Here is a 358-nt window from a genome sequence, read left to right on the forward strand (position 1 = left end):
GGTCCGAGCATGCGGCGGCCCTGGTCTATTTCGAGAACCGCTGGCAGCACGGGATGCGCGCCGAGAAGGGGCGGCTGCGCCAGGCGCTGCCGCTGGTCGTGGTCACCGAAAACCTGCTCGACCACGAGAATTTCGTCACTCTCGACGAGGACGACAATGCTTTCGTCAGCTTCAAGGCACCGTCGGACTACGCGGTCAAAGGCATGGCCCGGGCGCTTGAGAAATTGCCTGGACTGCTTGCCCCGCTACCGGTGGAGCGGTTGTTCGACCGCGGGATCCGGCCAACGGAATCGCATGTCCAGGGCACGTTGCGGATGGGCACCGGCCCGGCCGATTCGGTAATCGACAGCAACATGAT

1 pseudogene is annotated in these 358 nt (G+C 64.0%); it reads left to right on the forward strand.

Going from position 1 to position 358, the window contains the following annotated elements:
• Nucleotides 1-358 (forward strand): annotated as a pseudogene (locus tag EN852_RS36625) (GMC family oxidoreductase); the annotation flags it as partial.

This window comes from Mesorhizobium sp. M2E.F.Ca.ET.209.01.1.1 (assembly GCF_004010375.2).
GTDB lineage: Bacteria > Pseudomonadota > Alphaproteobacteria > Rhizobiales > Rhizobiaceae > Mesorhizobium.